Annotated in this window: 29 protein-coding genes; 18 read left to right on the forward strand and 11 right to left on the reverse strand. The window is 39.9% G+C overall.

Going from position 1 to position 14,513, the window contains the following annotated elements; translation table 11 throughout:
- Positions 1 to 81: 81 nt before the first annotated feature.
- From VF06_RS14735 to VF06_RS14775, 10 genes are all read right to left on the reverse strand, one after another.
- A complete protein-coding gene (locus tag VF06_RS14735; protein ID WP_099066556.1) occupies positions 82 to 732 on the reverse strand; it encodes a hypothetical protein in 651 nt (216 codons plus the stop codon).
- Positions 710 to 898: a hypothetical protein gene (locus VF06_RS14740; protein ID WP_099066557.1), complete on the reverse strand. Its 189-nt coding sequence runs from the start codon at positions 896 to 898 to the stop codon at positions 710 to 712. Before VF06_RS14740 ends, VF06_RS14735 begins: the two co-directional genes overlap by 23 nt.
- Positions 895 to 1,296, reverse strand: a complete 402-nt coding sequence (locus VF06_RS14745; RefSeq protein WP_143861689.1) for a hypothetical protein — start codon at positions 1,294 to 1,296, stop codon at positions 895 to 897. The genes VF06_RS14740 and VF06_RS14745 overlap by 4 nt, the downstream gene beginning before the upstream one ends.
- The gene (locus VF06_RS14750; protein WP_099066559.1) at positions 1,245 to 1,757 is read right to left on the reverse strand and encodes a hypothetical protein; all 513 of its coding nucleotides are present in this window, start codon (positions 1,755 to 1,757) and stop codon (positions 1,245 to 1,247) included. The genes VF06_RS14745 and VF06_RS14750 overlap by 52 nt, the downstream gene beginning before the upstream one ends.
- Entirely contained in the window at positions 1,720 to 2,256 is a 537-nt protein-coding gene (locus tag VF06_RS14755; protein WP_099066560.1) for a hypothetical protein, read from the reverse strand. Before VF06_RS14755 ends, VF06_RS14750 begins: the two co-directional genes overlap by 38 nt.
- Positions 2,256 to 3,050 (reverse strand): hypothetical protein, encoded by a 795-nt coding sequence (locus tag VF06_RS14760; RefSeq protein ID WP_099066561.1) that lies wholly within the window; start codon positions 3,048 to 3,050, stop codon positions 2,256 to 2,258. Before VF06_RS14760 ends, VF06_RS14755 begins: the two co-directional genes overlap by 1 nt.
- Positions 3,051 to 3,516: 466 nt before the next feature.
- Entirely contained in the window at positions 3,517 to 3,837 is a 321-nt protein-coding gene (locus VF06_RS14765) for a hypothetical protein (RefSeq protein WP_099066562.1), read from the reverse strand.
- 2 nt (positions 3,838 to 3,839) lie between these two features.
- Entirely contained in the window at positions 3,840 to 4,007 is a 168-nt protein-coding gene (locus VF06_RS40775; RefSeq protein ID WP_180267709.1) for a hypothetical protein, read from the reverse strand.
- A gap of 85 nt (positions 4,008 to 4,092) precedes the next feature.
- On the reverse strand, positions 4,093 to 4,359 hold the full coding sequence (locus tag VF06_RS14770; RefSeq protein ID WP_099066563.1) for a hypothetical protein: 267 nt from the start codon (positions 4,357 to 4,359) through the stop codon (positions 4,093 to 4,095).
- On the reverse strand, positions 4,356 to 4,556 hold the full coding sequence (locus VF06_RS14775) for a hypothetical protein (RefSeq protein ID WP_099066564.1): 201 nt from the start codon (positions 4,554 to 4,556) through the stop codon (positions 4,356 to 4,358). Before VF06_RS14775 ends, VF06_RS14770 begins: the two co-directional genes overlap by 4 nt.
- A 169-nt stretch (positions 4,557 to 4,725) precedes the next feature.
- Here VF06_RS14775 and VF06_RS14780 point away from each other — a divergent pair, with 169 nt between their 5' ends.
- From VF06_RS14780 to VF06_RS14815, 8 genes are all read left to right on the forward strand, one after another.
- On the forward strand, positions 4,726 to 5,238 hold the full coding sequence (locus VF06_RS14780; RefSeq protein ID WP_099066565.1) for a transposase: 513 nt from the start codon (positions 4,726 to 4,728) through the stop codon (positions 5,236 to 5,238).
- A gap of 4 nt (positions 5,239 to 5,242) precedes the next feature.
- A complete protein-coding gene (locus VF06_RS14785; RefSeq protein WP_099066566.1) occupies positions 5,243 to 5,575 on the forward strand; it encodes a hypothetical protein in 333 nt (110 codons plus the stop codon).
- A 15-nt stretch (positions 5,576 to 5,590) separates the two neighbouring features.
- Entirely contained in the window at positions 5,591 to 5,950 is a 360-nt protein-coding gene (locus VF06_RS14790; protein WP_244918029.1) for a hypothetical protein, read from the forward strand.
- A gap of 449 nt (positions 5,951 to 6,399) precedes the next feature.
- Complete coding sequence (locus VF06_RS14795) at positions 6,400 to 6,591, forward strand: hypothetical protein (protein ID WP_099066567.1); 192 nt, start codon at positions 6,400 to 6,402, stop codon at positions 6,589 to 6,591.
- A gap of 5 nt (positions 6,592 to 6,596) precedes the next feature.
- Positions 6,597 to 6,848, forward strand: a complete 252-nt coding sequence (locus VF06_RS14800; protein WP_099066568.1) for a hypothetical protein — start codon at positions 6,597 to 6,599, stop codon at positions 6,846 to 6,848.
- Positions 6,849 to 7,236: 388 nt separating this feature from the next.
- Positions 7,237 to 7,458, forward strand: coding sequence for a CRISPR-associated endonuclease Cas1 (locus tag VF06_RS14805; protein ID WP_099066569.1), 222 nt, complete (start codon positions 7,237 to 7,239; stop codon positions 7,456 to 7,458).
- A gap of 484 nt (positions 7,459 to 7,942) precedes the next feature.
- A complete protein-coding gene (locus VF06_RS14810) occupies positions 7,943 to 8,212 on the forward strand; it encodes a hypothetical protein (protein WP_099066570.1) in 270 nt (89 codons plus the stop codon).
- Entirely contained in the window at positions 8,209 to 8,541 is a 333-nt protein-coding gene (locus VF06_RS14815; protein WP_143861690.1) for a hypothetical protein, read from the forward strand. The genes VF06_RS14810 and VF06_RS14815 overlap by 4 nt, the downstream gene beginning before the upstream one ends.
- Positions 8,542 to 8,719: 178 nt before the next feature.
- Here VF06_RS14815 and VF06_RS14820 read toward each other — a convergent pair whose 3' ends face one another.
- A complete protein-coding gene (locus tag VF06_RS14820) occupies positions 8,720 to 9,535 on the reverse strand; it encodes an FAD-dependent thymidylate synthase (RefSeq protein WP_099066572.1) in 816 nt (271 codons plus the stop codon).
- Between the two features lie 97 nt (positions 9,536 to 9,632).
- On the opposite strand from VF06_RS14820, the gene VF06_RS14825 reads away from it, so the two are divergent.
- The 10 genes from VF06_RS14825 to VF06_RS14870 all read left to right on the forward strand — a co-directional run bounded on the left by VF06_RS14825 (position 9,633) and on the right by VF06_RS14870 (position 14,081).
- Positions 9,633 to 9,944, forward strand: coding sequence for a hypothetical protein (locus VF06_RS14825; protein WP_099066573.1), 312 nt, complete (start codon positions 9,633 to 9,635; stop codon positions 9,942 to 9,944).
- A 211-nt stretch (positions 9,945 to 10,155) separates the two neighbouring features.
- Positions 10,156 to 11,007, forward strand: a complete 852-nt coding sequence (locus tag VF06_RS14830; RefSeq protein WP_099066574.1) for an exonuclease domain-containing protein — start codon at positions 10,156 to 10,158, stop codon at positions 11,005 to 11,007.
- Positions 11,004 to 11,276 (forward strand): hypothetical protein, encoded by a 273-nt coding sequence (locus VF06_RS14835; protein WP_099066575.1) that lies wholly within the window; start codon positions 11,004 to 11,006, stop codon positions 11,274 to 11,276. Before VF06_RS14830 ends, VF06_RS14835 begins: the two co-directional genes overlap by 4 nt.
- The gene (locus VF06_RS14840; RefSeq protein ID WP_099066576.1) at positions 11,276 to 11,572 is read left to right on the forward strand and encodes a hypothetical protein; all 297 of its coding nucleotides are present in this window, start codon (positions 11,276 to 11,278) and stop codon (positions 11,570 to 11,572) included. The genes VF06_RS14835 and VF06_RS14840 overlap by 1 nt, the downstream gene beginning before the upstream one ends.
- A 144-nt stretch (positions 11,573 to 11,716) precedes the next feature.
- On the forward strand, positions 11,717 to 12,340 hold the full coding sequence (locus VF06_RS14845; RefSeq protein ID WP_099066577.1) for a hypothetical protein: 624 nt from the start codon (positions 11,717 to 11,719) through the stop codon (positions 12,338 to 12,340).
- A gap of 203 nt (positions 12,341 to 12,543) precedes the next feature.
- Positions 12,544 to 12,930 (forward strand): hypothetical protein, encoded by a 387-nt coding sequence (locus tag VF06_RS14850; RefSeq protein ID WP_099066578.1) that lies wholly within the window; start codon positions 12,544 to 12,546, stop codon positions 12,928 to 12,930.
- A gap of 1 nt (position 12,931) precedes the next feature.
- The gene (locus VF06_RS14855; RefSeq protein ID WP_099066579.1) at positions 12,932 to 13,198 is read left to right on the forward strand and encodes a hypothetical protein; all 267 of its coding nucleotides are present in this window, start codon (positions 12,932 to 12,934) and stop codon (positions 13,196 to 13,198) included.
- Positions 13,199 to 13,501 (forward strand): hypothetical protein, encoded by a 303-nt coding sequence (locus VF06_RS14860; protein WP_099066580.1) that lies wholly within the window; start codon positions 13,199 to 13,201, stop codon positions 13,499 to 13,501.
- Between the two features lie 2 nt (positions 13,502 to 13,503).
- The gene (locus tag VF06_RS14865; RefSeq protein ID WP_099066581.1) at positions 13,504 to 13,842 is read left to right on the forward strand and encodes a hypothetical protein; all 339 of its coding nucleotides are present in this window, start codon (positions 13,504 to 13,506) and stop codon (positions 13,840 to 13,842) included.
- A complete protein-coding gene (locus VF06_RS14870) occupies positions 13,842 to 14,081 on the forward strand; it encodes a hypothetical protein (RefSeq protein ID WP_099066582.1) in 240 nt (79 codons plus the stop codon). Before VF06_RS14865 ends, VF06_RS14870 begins: the two co-directional genes overlap by 1 nt.
- The last annotated feature ends 432 nt before the right edge of the window (positions 14,082 to 14,513 follow it).

Here is a 14,513-nt window from a genome sequence, read left to right on the forward strand (position 1 = left end):
TACGTGCTTCAAATTTTTGTACGCCAAAACAACCAATTCCAAAGCAGACAATCAAAAATGCTGTAACTGCAATTTTTTTCATTACGATGCTTTTATCCTTTGTGTAACTCCAAATGAAGCGCCTGAATATCTTGCTTCTCTAAGTTGACGGAACTTATCAACTAAAGAAGTTGTTTGCTCCTCGTAAGGTGTTGGCTCTTTTTTAGTCGTTTCAGTTGTTAATCGCTCTTGCTTTTTAGCTTTATTTTCTGTGTATTGAGAAGCAATGCGATTAAGACTAAGCTCTAAATCGTATTGTTTGCTGGCGATCGCACTTCTAGAATCGCCAACAATTTTTCTGTATTCAGCTTCTAAACCCGCAAGACTTGTTTTCAAGTCTTTCTCCAACTGAGCAATAGTTACTCTAGATTGAGCAACATTTTCACTCACAGTAGATTGAGTTTCTCTGACTTTAACCAGAGCTTTTAAATATCTAGAAATTGCTGTCGAATATTCACCCCAGTTTTTTGATTGAAGTTCAGCACCTTTAGCTTTTTCAATAGCAGAAGCTACATCTTCATCGCTCAAGTCGCCAAAAACTTTAAACCCAGCAGGCAGCATATCAGCAATACGCTGAGCGTTTTCCCAAACCTCCAATTCCAAACCAAAATGGGAATCGGGAAAGACGATCGCATTGGTAATACTGCCATTTAAGTCAGAAAGGTCTAAATCATTCGACTTTTGTTTTGCCATTGTTAATAACCTCTACTTCTTGGCTTAAAAACAAATTCCATCTCGCCCTTACCAACCCACCAATAGCATCATCAGCGTTGATGCCGTAACAGTAGTAAACACCATCCGGATATATTACTTTAGCGAGATAAAGCTCCTTACGCACTGGCTCGACGGTTATTTTCATCTGACATTAATTAGCGAATCACAAGGCTTATACTCTACAAAAACATCATCTTCAAAAGCTTGCCATTTTCCATCAAGGGAACGGAAGTAACGAACATTGTCTTCAAGTTTTATTTCCAGGTTTAAGTCTGGAAATTTCAACAAATTATCCTGCTTAATTACTCTTATTACTTCAACGTCCCTATCAATTTGCATTCCTAAAGTTAAAGGAGTGCCTTTTTTCTTGTACTGCTGCCAGTAGTAGGAAAACTGATTTTTATCTAAGAAATTGACATTGCATACAGGACTACCAGATTCAAACAACAATGCAAATATTCCTAAATCTGGATGATGAATTTTACCTATACCTAAGTTCGCTTCGTAGTTCCAGTAGGCTCTGTGGAAGTCTGCGGTTTGCAAAATATTTGCTCCAATTTTTTGACGACAATTTTGGCAATAGATTGACGAAATAATGACCAAGCGTGGTTTTGTTGGATTTTTAGTTGGGCGGCAGCAATTTCAGCATCGCTGGGTAGAATGCTGCCACAGGTTTCCAAATTTTGAATGGCTTGGCGGAATGTCACCACCTCAGCATTAGCTGGGATATTGGGGGCAACAGCACTAGATAATCTCTGCAATGCTCCTTTTACTGTTGCGGATTCATTTTTGACGCGCTCTAATTCTTGTTGCATCAGTTGGATGGTTGTGGCATTGCTTTGAGCGATAGTACGCTCAAAATCAATTAAGTAATTTTCGAGCTGCTGATTTACTAAACCCTGGACTATTTGGGAAATTTGGTGGATTGCCTTACCTTCTGATAATGCTTGAATTGAGGCTTGAATTTCAGGCGATAGGTTTGGCGTTGCATCGGAGTCCTGCATCGGTTTCTTCCCAGGTAATTTCGATTTTCAATCTAGAAGCAAATGCTTCTACAGTTTTTCTCATATCCTCTTCGGATAAAAGTTCACAAGCATCGATAAGTTTTGGCAGATCTACATCAATAAATTGCTGTTGCTGTTGCAGTTTGAATTTCTTCATTTTTTCGGCGAACTCTGCCCTAGCTTGCTGCATCCCAGAAAGCCTTGCCTTTTCAGTTGCCGCCAATCGACCCAGTTCAACGGTTTTAGCCAACTTTTCCTCGTCCGATGCTAGAGCATCAATCTCCCGCTTGGACTGTATCAAACGCCCAATCATAGCAGCGCATAAATCTGCATCAAACGAGATTTCCAACTCTTGGATTAATAAAGCCTGGGCCTGCGGTATTTCTGTTGGAATTGTGCTGCTGATTTCGTTTTTTGGTCGTCGGGCCAAAATACTTTTAGATTTCGACTCAATTTCTGTATGTTCCGGAGCCACCGTCAACTGATTACTACGAGCCATTAAGCAATTCTCCTTTTATCACTTGCAATTTTTCTCCAATTACTCAATTCCGCAACTGAATAATGCTTTTTCTGGCTATATTCACCCCATCTGTACAGGGTGAATAGTGAAACCTTAAACCCACAAGCAGCAAGGTATTTGGGTAAATCTTTTCCCTTGCACCCCTTCATGTGCCACTCGTGAAACTGCTTACCACTGGATGCTGTTTCTAGCGTCATCGCTTCACGGGTGCGATCGCGCATCATCAACAATAAGCGATTCACCGAAGGAAGACTACCTTTGTAGTTGTCACGCCGCCAGCAAGCAATGAATACTAATAGTGTTGCTGTACCCTCATCAACTTGTTTGATTCTTAGAGAAAGTCCGAGGTGCTTCTTCCAATTAACCCAGCACTTCCTAGAAATCTCCCTCCCCATAATTTCGTCACAGCAAACTTTAACCTTGGCGATCGCTACTAATTTCTCTTGAGGTTGAGTTTTTGGAGTTTCCCCGTTGGCGATCGCTTCAAATACTTCCTCAATTTTGTATTCATTACTTAGCCAGTATTGTCTGAGGGTTTTGTAGGTCAGCTTGCGCCTGGGGAACTGCCGCCTAAACCACGCTAAGCACAAGAATAATTGTGTTTGCTCGTCAGTATATTTGCGAGTTTTTAGTCTTTTACCTTGGGCATAACAAGCTCCTACAAGTTCTTGCCAATGATGCCAGGTTCTATAGGGGATTTTTCTGCGAAGAATTATCTCGCATTGTTTGATTAAGTTCGGATGCTGGGCCATCCAATCTTCGATGATTGTCATTTTTCACGATTAACCAAGTTGCAAGAATACAAAACGTGATTACCCCAACCACCACACAAAATTCTAAAATTCCCGACTCATTATGCTCAATTTTGATGCTAGTTTCCACCCTACCATCTGCATGGATAACTGATTTCTCCTCCTTTTTGTACACATCTAATTCCTGCTTTATGTGTATTAATTTGTATCTGCTTACTCAGCACCCCAAAAACACAACACCTTCAAAAGCGCGATTTAGCAGAGGTAATTTTTTGCTTAACTTTAGGTAACTTGATTCAAAACAAGACAAATCAAGAGTTTTGTGAAAAGTTGGCTTTTCATCAGTCCCTCTCTATGGTTTTTTGAGCCTCTGCACTTTGGCAATTGTGCCAATTTATTGAAGTTTGTGAATTCTGCAAAAACCCCCGCAAACCTTATCCTCAAAGCATCATCACCAGAATTGACGATTAAATCTGCAATACAAAATTTAGTCTTGGTCAAGAGTCAAGTGTACGGTGACTCTATGTCTATTTTTGTACTGGTTTTGTAGGTGATGTAACTTTTGCTCAATACTGCTTTGGTGTTTTTGGAACAACTTTTCAAGTTCCTCTTTCGAGGTGTTGTTGAATTGTTCCCGGCTGTGGATTCCTGGTTTAATTCCAAGGAAAGTTCTGATTTCGAGAACTCTTCGGACTTCGCCCCAGGATAAATGGTTATTCCCAAATAATCCCAAAGCCTTTAGGTCTTCATTTATTGTGTCCCGACTTTGGATGTCTAAAAGCTCGCGGCATTCTTTGATTGTTGGCATGACTATTGGGCGGTTTTTCTAAGTTCCTCTTTTACCTCTTGCCACGACCGATTTGTTGAAAGTTGCTGAGCATTTTCAATTAATTTTTTATAGTTGGCGCTCGTACCGTCGCCGCGTGCTGAATTGATTGCGAATATTTCAGCTTGTTGAGTATCGCTAAGTTTGTTCATATTTGTTCGTCGAAGGCTTGAACACTTTCATACTAAAAAACCCATCAAAGATGGGCAAGTTCAAAATGGTAGTAACAATGGTGTTTCAGTCTTTGATGCCTGAATTATGCGCTTCAAAAAATAAAACAGAAGTATGGTATTCTCGTTCTTCTTTGTCTTGAATAACCACTTCTGCGTTATCAAGATAAGCATTACGCATTGCCCACCCACCTTTTCTGATATACTGATTAGCTATTTTGAGCTTTATTTCAAATGGATATCGGATTCTACTGCCATCAACTGTATCGACTAAAGCTACGATCTCGTCGCCATCAGTAAGTTGTTTGCACAACTGAATTACGTAAGATTTCATGCCGATATCAATTGCTCCGAACTCAATTGCTGGTCAATTTTATTTGCCAAGATGAATGCCATTTTGGGAGGGTTGCGATAATTGCTAGCAGTTTTACTAAATGCCCATCGGCGTACTTCCGCTTCAGTCAGTCCAAATTCTCCGGCCAACTGATGGTAAGACCAATGGTGCTTTCTCATTAAGTCGATTGGGTGCATACTTGAATTGCTCTCCTGTGAGTTGTAAATAGCGAACAGGCGGGAAGTCCTGGAAGATGTCTCGCACACATCTCCAGGGCGCTTTTTGAGTATCTTACCACGGTTTAAAATTTTTAGATAAATTTGCCATCACATAAGGTAAACTAGTGGCAAGAATAGACCTTAGAAAATGGCATATCAATTCTCACTTACCTATTACTACATCACTCAAGAACATGACGATTACCTTACTTCATTCAGCGAAGCATCGGGGGATAGTCGGCAAACACTAGTTATGCAGTACGTTCGCGGATGGTTGGGACGCAACCGCAAATATTACGAACAGCTAGCAAAGATTGATGTAGCTAAAAGGGAAATGGATATTGATGAGTGGGTGAATGTAGTTATAAATGATGGTTTTGCTGGAATGCCTGACTATAGATATCCAATAGCGGATGGCGATATACCCCCCAATCCCCTTGGGCATATTGTCTTACCTGGAAATATGGAAAGGCGAGATATCAACTACATTCATTTGACCAAGCAAAACTACATTTTGCTAAGAACGGGCATTCATTTTGATGGTGGGCGAATTGCTCACTTCATGTCAAAAGTTGTCCACGAACACTTATTTAGGAACTGGCAGGTACTTTACCTGCCACAAATTCAAGCCGAAACTTCAAATGATTGGTTAAAGGAGTAAGACAATGGTAGCAACCCCAGCTAATAGCGAATTGACTTTAGAAAAAGTCACTGCCGCGATCGCACTTATCTTAGAAGAACTTGGCGAACCACAAAATGAAGCACAGCGCCAAGGCTTATCGGCTTATAAGTCTGGTAATCAGACATTTGTGAAGAGGTTATCGCTAGTAAACCCAACCGACTATTTCCTTAAATCGTTGGGGTATTTGGGAGGAGCATTAAAGCTGACACCCAACACAGACACGATTCTTGCAGAGTCTCTGCGCGCAGCTGTCGATCATCGCAGAGAAGCAAAGTTGCAGGAGTTGGGCTTCAAAATTGGTGAAATTCTAGATTGAGAATTTTCTTAGTGAATGAGCGAGATCGCGCTCATTCACATTAAAAAACCCAGCTTTAATGCTGGGATCGCAGTTGAGTTTTACATACCTAAATTGATGATTAACCATTTTTACGATCCTTTAGCCCATTCGCCCCAAGAAAACCAACAGTATTTGATTGAGTTGGTCAAAGAAATGCGATCGCTTTTGGTGGAGATGCAGCACGGTGAAGAAGATTATTTGCGTTCCTCGAAAGATACTAGAGCAATGCTGCTGGCTGTTATATCAGAGGCGGAAAAATGCTTAAAGCCATCCGAAGAACCTAGTCGAAAAGATGAGATTGTAGTTGATTATGGGTTTAACCCAGAGCATTTACAGCGTATTTTAGGTGAATGAGGTACATGGTAAAGGCGAACGTCCGTTCGCCTTTACAATAGTCTGTACCTTATAAACTCCGAATCTGCTGTGTATGACCGTTGAAGAACTGATTGAGAAGTTGCGATCGGTTTCCTTTAGATATGCAGGTTGCAATCCGCGCTAGCAATAACTGGCTGGAAATTGTATCGATATGTCGCGCTTTTGAGCATCCACCGTCTGAACCCCACAACGCTCAGACGTTAACTACAACTTTTGGTTTAACTCTCAACACGGACGCGCACCGACTTGGGCAGATGCGATGGCTCACTACTCAGAAAAGGTGCAGCAAAAGTGGATGACTCAATTTAGTAAGTGCGGAACAGATATCTATTCCGCACTTACTAACTGGCAATTTAAAATCCGAGCAAGAACTTAGCGATCGCCTAAATTCTTGACCTGCTAAAAGTCTGGGAATGATACCATACTCTATGAACCAATTAATAACTCAAGCCCAAGCAAGTCGCCTGTGGGCGATCGCCTATAAAGAACTCGGATTAAAAGAAAAAGAAGTAAGATTGGTTTTTGGAGAATTTGGAGTAACTTCCACAACCGATATTCCGCTAAATCAATACAACCAAGTTCTTCAAAGGCTCAAGGAATATGCCGATGTGGAATTTTAATAACAATGACCAACCTAGATTATTCAGAGCATAGATACGCCATCATCACCCCAGACGGCAAGGGCAAATACACCCTCACTTACGATTTAGACGGTAAAGAATGGCGACATCCATCTGCCTGGGAAAGTGTTGAGCCGATCGAGGAATATATCAATCGCTTTACAAAAGAAACATCCACTAGTTTCTACAAACTTATTCGAGATTCCCCCGAAGGCAGAATTTATAGAAGAAATCGGCTCCCTAGCATCTACTTGTGAGGCGTTAGCCCTTGGTTTTGTATAGGGCTAATAAATGGCATGTTCGCAGGAAAAACTAAACGTGGGGTGGGCATCTTGCCCACCCCACAATCAAATCTATCCCAACATTTAAGGCTAGACATGCTAGTGGTCTGTCCCATTAATTTTGCTGGGTTAATAAACGAACTGCAAAGGGCGCAAAGAGCGCAAAGAAAGAAAAATTAAGAATGAGTTTACCCATCAGAACTAATGGGACAGACCACTAGTACAAACGGTTGCACGAAAAACCCAGCATCAAAGCTGGGTAGGAAATTGTAATAGATTGATTAACTAATTTTTAACAAACCCACAGGCGCGATCGCACCCCCTCACTCCTTGTTCGTGACACTGGCAATACAAAGGTCAAGTAGTGCCCAAGGATTTTGATGAGTATTGGGAGAGCAATAATTTGCCTGCGATCGCGGTTCAAGCAATTATAAAATCGTTTGAACAAAAGATGAACGAACGCATTACTTACCCCCATACTCGTTTACAATGCACTTATCAAGAACTGCTATATTTACAATCAAAGCAAATCGCTTGGTTTTTAACTGGAGAAATTGAAGAATATTACTCACCTGATTTGAGGTAAATTATGTTTACAACTACTAAAACCAATAACCAACCGACAACTTTCCCGCTTGTACCTGATAGTTTAGCTTTCTCATCGCTACAAACAAAAGGGATTCATGACCATAACATAGATAAAACACTTAAATTGATTACTTTTACTTTTCATATTCAAAGCTATTCTCAAGGAGTTTATATAAATAGAAATTATTTTTCAATAAAACATTAAAAAGTTCGTGCCTTCTTCAAGGAATTCTGTTTCCTGCCCACTGAGAGCGACCAAAGGGAGTAAGGGTTTAAGTCCCCCACCAAAATCGAACGCGAGTGCGTCTCGTTGGCGCAGCCTCTCGTAGAGAAGAGAAGCCTACACTGATTGCAAACCTTCTGCCTTCTGCCCTCTGCCTTCTTGTGTAGGTCTGTTCGCGTAGCGTCTCGTAGAGAAGCCCAGACTGCATTGCATCCTTCTGCCCTCTGCCCTCTGCCTTCTTCACAGCTTTGACAACATAATGCTTACTTTAGAGACAGAGTTTGAAATTCAAAAAGTAAAAAAGATAGCTTTAGAACATGGTTTAAATTTTCACGCTCAAGGAACATTAAGTTTTAATGTTTTAGACGAATATTTAGAGTGTTTAGATGAAATCTCACCTTTATTTGCCACCGTTAAATGGGATGGCAGACGATGGATTTGTAGACGTATGGGTCTATATTACACGTCGTTTTCTGCGCTTGAAACAGTTTTTCAAAAAGCCAATAGTTTATATTTTTGGGAAGAATGATGATAGGAATTATATTAATTGATTTGCCCAGCACCATTGAAGGGGATTACTTTTTTCGTAGCGGAGAAATAGTTCAAGTTGGATATCACAGAGCAAATGGAGAACTTTGTGATGCAGAAGATGAATATCTTTGGGCAGAAAATTTCGGATGGAATCCAAAATCTAGTTTGGATTTTTTAAATGCTGATGAAGTGGCAATAGTTTTGGAAATTATCACTCAAAAAGAAGCTCACGTTTTTCTTGAGCAAGAACTTAGCAAGAAAGGCAGAGGGCAGGAGGCAGAAGGAAATTCTGATTCCTGCCCTCTGCCTTCTTCACCGATCGCCTAAATTCTTGACAATATAAGTAACATTTTTACTTTTTGCCATAAAAGTATGTCATCAGTTCTTGACATATTTTTTTAATCATTAACGCAAGAATCAATATTTCACCCCTGCATCTGGGGAGTAGTCCCCAGATGCATACCTGAAACTCCTATTATTGCGTTGCACATCAAAATAAGTATCATTACGGTGCTAATTTAGCCTTTTTGTATCGATGTTCTATATACCACTCGGATAGTAGTGGGGTGTAGATTTTCATAATTTCCAAGACCATGTCTGCCATAATTCTGATTTCATCTTGGGCATTAGCTTTAGTTCTCAAATCCATCCAGTGCCACAAAGCTTCAATTGTGGATGACATTGAAAAGTCTTGCCTGAAGCATTGGGGTAGTGAGTACCTAGCATTTTCGTAGGGTTGCCCAAGCGATGTCCTTTTTTTAAAAACAACGCACCGATTATAGTATTCTGCTATATCAAACTCCCGCATAGTTTGGGTATATTCAAATGAATTGCCCTCGCGATCGCGCTGCCTACCCACTGGCGGAACATAAAAAACCTCTTCTACACTCAATTCCCCACTAGCCACCTTAATAAATCTTTCCCCGGTGTACCTACCAGACTGGACTAAATAAGTGGTGTTCTGTTTTACAGCAAGTTCCAATGCAATCAAGTCTTCATCTAGGAGGGTGCAGCTGTCTTTGTGCCTGACAATTTGCATTACCGTATTGTGATCAAATCCTTTAAAATGAAGCACCACAAACCCGAAATTGAGAACCGAATAATGTCCCCTATCCCCAGCGAGTTGATGCTTGATAATTGCCGACTCCGATCTAGCATTGCTGGGCGGGACATCTTCCATTGTCCAGTGGTCAGATACACACTGGTGCTGCGATCGCCAAATTCCTTTCCCTGGTCTAGGGGATGAAGCATCGGTATCCAGTGCCACAGCAAAACCGTATTTTTCACAGATACAAGTGAGGTTTTTTAATTTGTAAATCATCTACGCCATCCAAAAACAAAACACCATGTTAATTCGTAATTCGTAATTCATAATTCGTAATTCGTAATTAAAATATTCAAAGAGTTTCTTTACTACCATGATTAATATCGACTTTACAACTGAGGAACTACAAGCACTTTCAAAAGCCATTGACTTTGTTACTAACAACCCGACTCGTGGTGTTAATGAAGCGACAAGTAGTGCGATTATTAAGATACAATCGCTTTCTACTAATATAGAATTCACACCCCAAGAAATTCAAGGGTTTGTTTCTGCCATAGGCTTTTTGAAAACTAATCCCAAATCCTGCTGGAACGTGCATACTGAAAGTGCCTACAACAAACTTAAAATTGCACTTAATACCTATAACAAATCCCAACCCCAATTACTCGAAGTTGAAATTCTCTAAGAATGGCTAAATATCAAAAGTGTCCCCGATGCTGCTTGGGTCTAATTGATCTTCCCCTTGGATGTATTGGCGAGTGTCCCCAATGCAAGGGAACCGGACAACTCCCAGAAATCAAACACTGTTGCCCGACAGGATGCGGCTACGAATTAGACCTAACATACAGTGTTATAGGCGCTCGCCCATCCATGCCTGACGATTTTTTATCCCCTAAATGAATCTTCCACAATACAACTGGTGGGGGTTCGGCAAAAATGAACCTCCAGAGCATCTCAAAACCAAAAAGCAACTAGCTGGACTCAAACTCTCGCCAAAGCAACCAGTTGCCTACATCGACACGCCCAAATACACCCTCTACCTCTACGACCCCAGCAACCCCGACTCGGTAAAACCCAAGCGCCAAGCAACTCCAAAGCAACTGGCAGCACTACAAAAATTAAGAGAAAAACAACAAAAACGAAGAGAATACAGAGATTGGTGGAGATGTGAGGGTTTTATCGAGCGAGATAGAGCAAATGTCGTACAGTGGGTGCAAAAATTTTTAGAAACTGATGATTGGGTAATTTTGGATTCTGAAACTACAGGTCTTGGCGATGCCGAAATTGTGGAAATAGCCATCATTGGTTACCAAAAAGAAACACTACTTAATACTTTTGTTAAACCATCAATCCCTATACCTAACGACGCGATCGCAGTTCACGGTATTACCGACCAAATGATTGCCAATGCTCCCACTTTTACTGATATTCATCCTCAAATTGTAGAAATTCTGGATGGGAAACGCATACTTATTTACAATGCCGAAGCAGACCGAAATTTTTTAAACTATTGCTGCAAATTATATAAACTGCCCAAAATCAAATTTAAAGACCGGACATTTTGCTTAATGACTTGGTACGCTCAATGGTGTGGCGATTATAGTAGCTATTGGGGCGACTATAGATGGCAACCATTGGGAGGAGGGCATAAAGCATTGGGTGACTGCCTAACTGCCTTTGACCGATTAATGGAGATTGCCAAAGATGACCCCAACTTTAACTTACCAGAAGAATTTAAAGATTTATGAACAGAGTTTTACACCTTCCAGATGGTTCCGATATTAATCTATTGTTAATTACAGATGTTAGTCCAATTGGTGGAGATAAAGACTGGCAAAGATACGTTGTAAATTTTATTGGGGGACAAAAGATTGAGATTTATGAAAAACGTAAATATAGCGAAACTCAAATTCTAAAGCAAATGCCGCGCATCGATTTTATTAAAGCTTGGACTGCTGCAATTACTAACAATGATAATATTTACTTACCCCAAGAATACCGCGATAAATTTTCATAATGCCCAGGAAATATAATCCTAAATATACTCACTGGCTAAACCCCAATTCTACCAAACTCTCGGCTTGTGGTGTGCCCACAGGAGTTGAGGAAATATCCCAAGTTACTTGTCCTAAGTGTTTGAAAGTCATTCAAAAGCGATCGCATCTCGCTACTTTACCTAAAACTCTCTACGAAGCGGCAATTAGCGCTGTTGGTACAAATTTACCAACATGGGATGAAATGCCTAAAGATTTTCGGCATCGCTACACACAATTGGTCGTAAGCGGTATTGAATCTGTTTTTACAAAGACGTAGATAACATCTGCGATCGCTATAAGATAGGTTTTCGGAGTTTATGCGATCGCCTAAGATAGATAAAGTTTAAAATTTTAACCGAGTGTAAAAAATTTTTGGCTAAATTTTACTGAAATCTATCATGTATCAAACAGATGCGATCGTATGCGTACTGAACTAACTCAAAAACAGAAAGAAGCGGCTGGATATCTTGCTCAGGGATTAAACAACAATAGGACGGCGGAGGCGGTTGGGTGCGATCGCGTGACTATTGGTATTTGGAAGAAAAGCCCACTGTTTCAAGAGTATTTACAAAAATTGATTGCTGAAAGAGAGGCAGACAGAAAGAAAGCTGTAACCAAAGCAGTAATTCAAGAGGAGTTCGACCGTCGCGCTAGCATCAACGAATGGAAGCAATGTAGAGTCGAGGCAAATAAAAAGAAGCTAGAGCGGGGAAACGAGATTGTTGAAAAAATGATGGCTCGTTTCCGCGATTTACCTCCAGAAGCTTATCCTCCAAGTGCGATCGCACAACTCATCAAAGCAGGTGAAGATATGATGGAAGCGGCTTTTGCTGCGTGGGGAGAAACTATAGATTTAGAAGAAGCCAAGCCAACTTATACAGCAGAAATGGCAGCAGTCCAAAAGTTAGTAGATGCTGGAATTCTTCCTACTTCAATTCGTGAAGAAATTAGTGCAGCGTTAGATGAATTTGAAAAGAAAGCGGTGTCAGCGCTCAATCCTGCTAATGCATCAGTAGCAGAAAATTTATCTGAGATAAAAGTTTGAAAAATGGTAGTGAATCCAGGACTAAAATTTTATATTGACAATCGTCTTTTAATAGTCAAAAAGCACTATTGTAGGAACTGGGGTGATGTAGATTTTTGGGAGTGCCAAAGACAAGATGACCAAAGAATAAGTATTCTTCGGACATCTACTATTGAACATTTCTTAAACAATCCATCATCAGATTTATCAGTAGAATTAGACAAATGTCCGAAACTCAAAACTATGAACCCAAACTGAAAGAAGCCCTAGCCAAAATGGAGGCGATTGCCAAGGAATACGAACTGGGTTTTGTGATTGCTTTAGCTAGTGCGACCCATTCAGAATTCAAAACAGAATTCCCCGAATGGTCATTAATCCAGCGTACTGAACAGGGGATTCGTTTGCGACTGCGTTCTAGCGAACCAAAGCTAACTGAGGACAGTGTTTCAGTGCTGTTAGGACTGCGAGATATGTCGGGGATGATGTGCGAAAATTTGTCGATGGTTGTGGATGAAGCCAAAAAACACATACAAATCCAGCACAACCGCATTACTGACGATGATGCTATCAGGAATTGGAAACCCAGAAATAAACGCGATCGCAGGAGGTAGCATGAACCAAGATATAAATTTTGTAGAGCAAATCACCCAAGAAAAATTTGATTTTTACGAACAGGCGATCGCAAAATATGGACAAGATGTATTGCATATTCAAATTGCTGCTAAACCTAAATTTCGACCACTGCCTTGTTCTTTAGAGGAAGACATGGTAACGCCTCTCGTTCCACAAATACGAACTTGTCAATTAAGATTGCGACTTGCACAAATTACAAAAGGGCGTAATTGCTGGTGGCAGTATATTAACGAAGGGGAAATTTAAATGTCATTCTCAGTAAATGAAATCTGTATTCCAAACTGCTTAACTCTAGAACAGTTACAATACGCCATCAAACAACTACCAAACCCTGAAGACACAACATTGAAAGTTGGTGACGAGTGTATTGCTCAGCTACCCAAAAAATTCAAGAGTCGGATTAAACTAGGAGAGAAAATACCTACAGAGATGGAAATAGTAAAATACAAATTTACTTTACGAAGTTACAGTTATAAAAATGAAGAACAGGTTATTTGTAATAAAAAGGTTTGGGTGTTTTTGGGAGATATCATTGTTGAGGTAGAATAAATATGCATAAATCGACTTTTTGGAACCAGAACATTGACGAAATACAAAAGATTTTTGATGAAGAAACCGAAGCCATAATTTCTGAAGATGAACTCAACAAAGTTGGCGATCGCTTCTATGCCCAAGGATACAGACTCATCAAAATTTCTGATTTGCAGCAGCAGATGATGACAGCATCTTTAGAACCGTGTCCCGACACATTGGCTGATAAAATTGAACCCCTAGCCAATACAGCGATCGCCATTCTTAGAGAAAATCTAGGAGGTTCCAAACCATCTTCTGCCGACAAAACTCACCTTGCTTTAGAAGTATTGAAAATTATTTTTTCCAGTAAAGGATAATGGTAAATTTACTCAGTTACACAATTCCAGTTAAACCCCCTATTTCTCAAAAACAATTGAGTTTAACTATTCAAGAACAAGCTCTAGAAAAAGCTTTTCATGATGGATTGATTGCAGAGCATGAATATTTGGTAGGCTTGCGTATAATTCGCAATTCAGACAAAATTTTAGAATGGGCTAGGCATCAGGTTGCACAAATTAGCAGGCTACCAAAAGTTAAGTTACTAATCAACAAATAACTTAACTATTACAATAGTTCACTAACTTTTTAACCAAACTCAATACTAGATATCCTTCATTTACACTCAGATTTCTAGGTGATTCCCCAATAATTCTACTTACAAAACTACAACGCCACTCAAATGAAATTTCTGAAATTATGCTGTATGAAAGCCAGAAATCATAAAGATTAGCTATTTTTTCAACGACCATATCCTGACTTCTAAATATAGACAATGAGGCATTAATACCTACTATTGCAGGATACGATAACTGATATTTTTTAACCATGTATTCATAAACTTCAAAAAACATTTCTACGTAGATATCGTTCATGCGATCGCGCTTAATTACCTGGTTTACATTTTTTGTTATAATTCTCTATCTTTTGACAAATATAGGCGATTGCGGAAGAAGAAATTTGGAATCCGTATTTTTTTCTTTTTTGATTA

The organism is Nostoc linckia z4 (assembly GCF_002608075.1).
GTDB classification, from domain to species: Bacteria; Cyanobacteriota; Cyanobacteriia; order Cyanobacteriales; family Nostocaceae; genus Nostoc; species Nostoc linckia.

What these genes read in the sequence shown, in the direction of transcription:
- VF06_RS14810 (WP_099066570.1), top strand. Translation starts at nt 7,943, where the DNA reads ATGCTTACTTTAGAGACAGAGTTTGAAATTCAAAAAGTAAAAAAGATA.
- VF06_RS14770 (WP_099066563.1), bottom strand. Translation starts at nt 4,359, where the DNA reads ATGAAATCTTACGTAATTCAGTTGTGCAAACAACTTACTGATGGCGAC.
- VF06_RS14800 (WP_099066568.1), top strand. Translation starts at nt 6,597, where the DNA reads ATGACCAACCTAGATTATTCAGAGCATAGATACGCCATCATCACCCCA.
- VF06_RS14850 (WP_099066578.1), top strand. Translation starts at nt 12,544, where the DNA reads ATGTCCGAAACTCAAAACTATGAACCCAAACTGAAAGAAGCCCTAGCC.
- VF06_RS40775 (WP_180267709.1), bottom strand. Translation starts at nt 4,007, where the DNA reads ATGAACAAACTTAGCGATACTCAACAAGCTGAAATATTCGCAATCAAT.
- VF06_RS14780 (WP_099066565.1), top strand. Translation starts at nt 4,726, where the DNA reads ATGGCATATCAATTCTCACTTACCTATTACTACATCACTCAAGAACAT.
- VF06_RS14830 (WP_099066574.1), top strand. Translation starts at nt 10,156, where the DNA reads ATGAATCTTCCACAATACAACTGGTGGGGGTTCGGCAAAAATGAACCT.
- VF06_RS14865 (WP_099066581.1), top strand. Translation starts at nt 13,504, where the DNA reads ATGCATAAATCGACTTTTTGGAACCAGAACATTGACGAAATACAAAAG.
- VF06_RS14820 (WP_099066572.1), bottom strand. Translation starts at nt 9,535, where the DNA reads ATGATTTACAAATTAAAAAACCTCACTTGTATCTGTGAAAAATACGGT.
- VF06_RS14815 (WP_143861690.1), top strand. Translation starts at nt 8,209, where the DNA reads ATGATGATAGGAATTATATTAATTGATTTGCCCAGCACCATTGAAGGG.
- VF06_RS14845 (WP_099066577.1), top strand. Translation starts at nt 11,717, where the DNA reads ATGCGTACTGAACTAACTCAAAAACAGAAAGAAGCGGCTGGATATCTT.
- VF06_RS14735 (WP_099066556.1), bottom strand. Translation starts at nt 732, where the DNA reads ATGGCAAAACAAAAGTCGAATGATTTAGACCTTTCTGACTTAAATGGC.
- VF06_RS14855 (WP_099066579.1), top strand. Translation starts at nt 12,932, where the DNA reads ATGAACCAAGATATAAATTTTGTAGAGCAAATCACCCAAGAAAAATTT.
- VF06_RS14760 (WP_099066561.1), bottom strand. Translation starts at nt 3,050, where the DNA reads ATGACAATCATCGAAGATTGGATGGCCCAGCATCCGAACTTAATCAAA.
- VF06_RS14740 (WP_099066557.1), bottom strand. Translation starts at nt 898, where the DNA reads ATGAAAATAACCGTCGAGCCAGTGCGTAAGGAGCTTTATCTCGCTAAA.
- VF06_RS14750 (WP_099066559.1), bottom strand. Translation starts at nt 1,757, where the DNA reads ATGCAGGACTCCGATGCAACGCCAAACCTATCGCCTGAAATTCAAGCC.
- VF06_RS14765 (WP_099066562.1), bottom strand. Translation starts at nt 3,837, where the DNA reads ATGCCAACAATCAAAGAATGCCGCGAGCTTTTAGACATCCAAAGTCGG.
- VF06_RS14870 (WP_099066582.1), top strand. Translation starts at nt 13,842, where the DNA reads ATGGTAAATTTACTCAGTTACACAATTCCAGTTAAACCCCCTATTTCT.
- VF06_RS14795 (WP_099066567.1), top strand. Translation starts at nt 6,400, where the DNA reads ATGAACCAATTAATAACTCAAGCCCAAGCAAGTCGCCTGTGGGCGATC.
- VF06_RS14775 (WP_099066564.1), bottom strand. Translation starts at nt 4,556, where the DNA reads ATGCACCCAATCGACTTAATGAGAAAGCACCATTGGTCTTACCATCAG.
- VF06_RS14785 (WP_099066566.1), top strand. Translation starts at nt 5,243, where the DNA reads ATGGTAGCAACCCCAGCTAATAGCGAATTGACTTTAGAAAAAGTCACT.
- VF06_RS14835 (WP_099066575.1), top strand. Translation starts at nt 11,004, where the DNA reads ATGAACAGAGTTTTACACCTTCCAGATGGTTCCGATATTAATCTATTG.
- VF06_RS14860 (WP_099066580.1), top strand. Translation starts at nt 13,199, where the DNA reads ATGTCATTCTCAGTAAATGAAATCTGTATTCCAAACTGCTTAACTCTA.
- VF06_RS14825 (WP_099066573.1), top strand. Translation starts at nt 9,633, where the DNA reads ATGATTAATATCGACTTTACAACTGAGGAACTACAAGCACTTTCAAAA.
- VF06_RS14790 (WP_244918029.1), top strand. Translation starts at nt 5,591, where the DNA reads ATGAGCGAGATCGCGCTCATTCACATTAAAAAACCCAGCTTTAATGCT.
- VF06_RS14840 (WP_099066576.1), top strand. Translation starts at nt 11,276, where the DNA reads ATGCCCAGGAAATATAATCCTAAATATACTCACTGGCTAAACCCCAAT.
- VF06_RS14755 (WP_099066560.1), bottom strand. Translation starts at nt 2,256, where the DNA reads ATGGCTCGTAGTAATCAGTTGACGGTGGCTCCGGAACATACAGAAATT.